The following is a 3,746-nucleotide window of genomic DNA, read 5'->3' as shown; positions in this document are numbered from 1 at the left end:
CCGACCCGAACCCGTCTCGTTCTCAGCAGAGCCCATAGGGTCTGATGTCATCACTCACAGTGCCCATCCCGCCGGACGCTGAGGTCCGGCGTGTCGGGCCGGAACCACCGTTCGTTGCACAGGCCCAGCCCAGGTCGGCGCGTACCACCGGTACGACCCGGCGCAGCTGCTCGAGCAGCAGGTCGGCGTCCCGGCCGTCGCGGGCGACGACGAGGTCGACCCGGCTGATCTCGCCGGACATGTCGACCTGCAGCGAGCGAACCTTCCAGCGGCGCGACCGCAGCACGGTCAGCACCTTGTAGAGGCCGTCATCGGCATCGGTCAGGAGCAGCGAGACGACGTGGCCGTGCTCGGCGGCATCGGTCCCGGTGCGGGTGCGCTCGGCGGTGGGGGCGTTCATCGGATCTCCGGTGTTCGAGGGCGAACGTCAGGATCCGGCCAGGTCCGGCGGGCACCACGTGCCACGCGCCGGCTCCCTGGGTTCAGCCGGCGCGCCGGGTAATGATCTGACCGCGCACGAGTGGAGAGTAACAGCCGTCACCACCCCCGGGCGGAGCCGTGGTGACCGCGACGCGGATGCTGGCGCCGTGCGGTACGTGGCGATCGGGGACAGTTTCACCGAGGGCGTGGGCGACGAGGACGCGGCAGGCGTCCCCCGCGGATGGGCCGACCGGGTCGCCGCCGGGCTGGCCGGTGCCTCCGGTGAGCCGGTGCACTACGCGAACCTGGCCGTACGGGGTCGACTGTTGGCCGACGTCGTCGGGCCGCAGCTCGATGCCGCACTGGCGCTGGACCCCGCACCGACCCTGATCACCCTCAACGGCGGGGGGAACGACATGCTCCGCCCCCGCACCGACGTCGCCGGGCTCGCCGCGCTCACCACCCGCGCGGTCGACCGCTGCGCGGCGGCCGGGGTCCGGCTGGTGCTGCTCAGCGGTGCCGACCCGTCGGACCGGCTTCCACTGGGACGGGTCGTCCACCGCCGCGGCGCGGAGCTGTCGGCGGCGGTGCGCACGCTCGCCACCACACGCGGACTCACCTTCGTCGACGTGTTCGGCGACGCCGAGATCCGCCGGCCCGGCTACTGGTCGGACGACCGCCTGCACCTGGGCACGCCCGGGCACCTGCGCGCCGCGGGAATCGTGCTGGAGGCGCTCGGTGTGCGTGGGGCGACGCCCGCGACGACCGTCGCCGCGGACCCGCCGACCGGACCGGCCTCAGCGCTCGCCTACTACCGCACCCACGTCCTGCCCTGGGTCGGACGACGTCTGCGGGGCCGGTCGTCCGGGGACGGCCGCCCGGCGAAGGCTCCGTCCTGGACGGTCGTCCCGGCGCGCTGAGCTGCGCCTATCCGTGACTCCACAATCACGGAAGCCGCTGAAAGTGATCACCCCGATGGATCACCGCCCGCCCTACCGTTGCGACTGGCAACGATTTCGGCGGAAGGAGCAGACCATGACGGGGATCAGCAGGCGACGGGCCCTGGGCGCGGGTGTCGCGGGGGTGGCGGGGGTGGCGGGACTGGCCGCCACGGGCGGGACCGCCGGGGCGGGCGCTCCGACCCCACCGCGGACCGGGCAGCCCGGCCACCTGTTCCACCTCGCGGCGACCGAGCCCAACAACTTCGACGGCGGATGGCTGCGCGGGGCGAACGAGCAGAACTTCCCGGTGCTCGCCGGCCAGCAGGGGTCGGTGTACCTGGCCCACCTCGACCCCGGCGGGATCCGCGAGCCGCACTGGCACCCGACCGCGTGGGAGCTGAACTACATCGTCTCCGGCACTGCGAAGTGGACCATCCTCGGCACCCACCCCGACGGCGAGTACCACAACGACGTCTTCACCGCGCAGCGCGGTGACCTCGTGTTCGCGCCGACGGGCCTGTTCCACTACTTCGAGAACGCGTCGACGACCGAGCCGCTCGACGTGCTCATCGTCTTCAACACCTCGACCGCCGAGCCGGACGACGACATCGGCATCGTCGGCAGCCTCAACGCGATCCCCCGGGACGTGCTGGCCGCGTCGTTCGGGGTGCCCGAGTCGGCGTTCGCGCAGGTGCCCCAGCGGATCGAGCCGGTGGTGATCACCCGCCGCCGCTGAGCGCCGGGCGGGCTCAGAGGTCGGCGAGCGCGGACAGCGGCGACTCGACGGCGTCGGCGACGAAACGGAGGAAGCCGCCCGCGGTGCCGCCGTCGCAGACCCGGTGGTCGAACACCAGCGACAGCTGGGTGATCGACCGCGGGACGACCGCGCCGTCGACGACCCACGGCCGCGGCAGCACCCGTCCGACGCCCAGCATCGCGACCTCGGGATGGTTGATGATCGCGGCGCTGCCGTCGACGCCGAGCACCCCGTAGTTGTTCAGGGTGAACGACCCTCGGGTCAGCTCGGCGGCGGTGACCGAGCCGTCCCGGGCCGCCGCGGTGAGACGGCGGATCTCGGTGTCGAGGCCGCGCATCCCGAGACGGTGGGCGTCGGCCACCGAGGGGACGACCAGGCCGCGGTCGGTCTGCGCGGCGATGCCGAGGTGCACCCCGTCGAGGTGCACGATCTCCGCGGACCCGGTGTCGACACGGGCGTTGAGCTCGGGGAACCGCGCGAGACCGGCGACGACGAACCGGGCCAGGATCGCGAGCAGCCCGACCGGGCGGCCGTCGGCGCCGGTGAGCTGCTGGCGCAGGGCGAGCAGGTCGGTGGCGTCGACGTCGACCCAGGTCGTGGCCTCGGGGATCTCGGCGCGACTGCGGGTCAGGGTCTCGGCGACGGCGCGGCGGACGCCGCGGAGCGGCACGACCTCGCGGACCGCGAGCCCGGTGCGGGGGTCGCGGTCCGGCGCGGCCGGGGTTGGCCCGGTCGCGGTCGGTGCGGCAGCGGTCGGTGCGGCAGCGCGGGCCGCGGCGACGGCCACGTCGTGGCGCAGCACCATCCCGCCGGGTCCGGTCCCCTCGACCGTCGCGAGGTCGATGCCGTGGTCACGAGCCAGCCGCCGCACCACGGGCGACTGCACCGGCCGACGCTCGCCCGGTGCGCCGTCGGCGGCCGACGTCGCCGCCGGAACCGCGGATGTCGCTGCCGGGACCGCGGACGGGGGAGCCGGCGCGGGGGCGTCCGTGGGTGCGGCGGTCGCGGGTACGGCGTCCGCGGGAGTGGCGGTCGCGGGGGTGGCCGTCGCGGAGGCGCGCTTCACGGCCCGGCGACGCCGGCGGGCCCCCTCGTGCCCGCCGGTCGTCCCGTAGCCGATCAGGACGTTGCCCGACCCGGCGTCCCCGGCGTCCTCGGTGGCATCCCCGACCGAGACCAGCGGTTCCCCGACCCGCAACGTCTCGCCCTCCGCGCCGTGCCGGGACAGCACCGTGCCCGCGTACGGCGAGGGCACCTCGACCACGGCCTTCGCCGTCTCCACCTCGGCGACGGGCTGGTCCACGCCGACGGTGTCCCCGTCGGCCACGAGCCAGCGGACCAGCTCGGCCTCGGTCAGCCCCTCCCCCAGGTCGGGCAGGGTGAACACCTGCGCGCTCACGCCGCGTCCTCCCAGCCGAGCGAGTCGACCGCGTCGAGCACCCGGTCCACCCCGGGCAGGTGGGGTCACGTCCGCTGACGTGGTGGACGAAGACGGCTACCTCGTGAGCCTTCGTCGGTCAAACTACGCGGTGATCGCGGTCGTGGTCATCACAACAAGGTGAGCACCCACGGCTGCGCCGATTTCGGGATCTGGCAGGCCAGGTTGCGGGCATAGTGCGTGCGGCACC

Annotated in this window: 4 protein-coding genes; 2 read left to right on the top strand and 2 right to left on the bottom strand. The window is 74.2% G+C overall.

Translation table 11 applies throughout. The features are described from left to right. Positions 1-22: 22 nt before the first annotated feature. Positions 23-400 (bottom strand): ACT domain-containing protein, encoded by a 378-nt coding sequence (locus tag FVA95_RS27875; RefSeq protein WP_149666791.1) that lies wholly within the window; start codon positions 398-400, stop codon positions 23-25. Positions 401-596: 196 nt separating this feature from the next. Here FVA95_RS27875 and FVA95_RS27870 point away from each other — a divergent pair, with 196 nt between their 5' ends. Beyond that, the gene (locus FVA95_RS27870; protein ID WP_240051781.1) at positions 597-1,340 is read left to right on the top strand and encodes an SGNH/GDSL hydrolase family protein; all 744 of its coding nucleotides are present in this window, start codon (positions 597-599) and stop codon (positions 1,338-1,340) included. A gap of 115 nt (positions 1,341-1,455) precedes the next feature. Next, complete coding sequence (locus FVA95_RS27865; protein WP_149666789.1) at positions 1,456-2,097, top strand: cupin domain-containing protein; 642 nt, start codon at positions 1,456-1,458, stop codon at positions 2,095-2,097. A gap of 13 nt (positions 2,098-2,110) precedes the next feature. Here the strand turns inward: FVA95_RS27865 and FVA95_RS27860 are convergent, their stop codons facing one another. After that, positions 2,111-3,517 carry a dihydrolipoamide acetyltransferase family protein gene (locus FVA95_RS27860; RefSeq protein ID WP_149666788.1) on the bottom strand — a complete coding sequence of 469 codons (1,407 nt, stop codon included), beginning with the start codon at positions 3,515-3,517 and terminating at the stop codon, positions 2,111-2,113. Positions 3,518-3,746: the final 229 nt, after the last annotated feature.

Origin of the sequence: Pseudonocardia sp. EV170527-09, assembly GCF_008369905.1 — a bacterium.
Lineage (GTDB): Bacteria > Actinomycetota > Actinomycetes > Mycobacteriales > Pseudonocardiaceae > Pseudonocardia.
The sequence above is the reverse complement of the archived record's forward strand: the minus strand, read 5'-3'. Positions and strand labels throughout refer to the sequence as shown.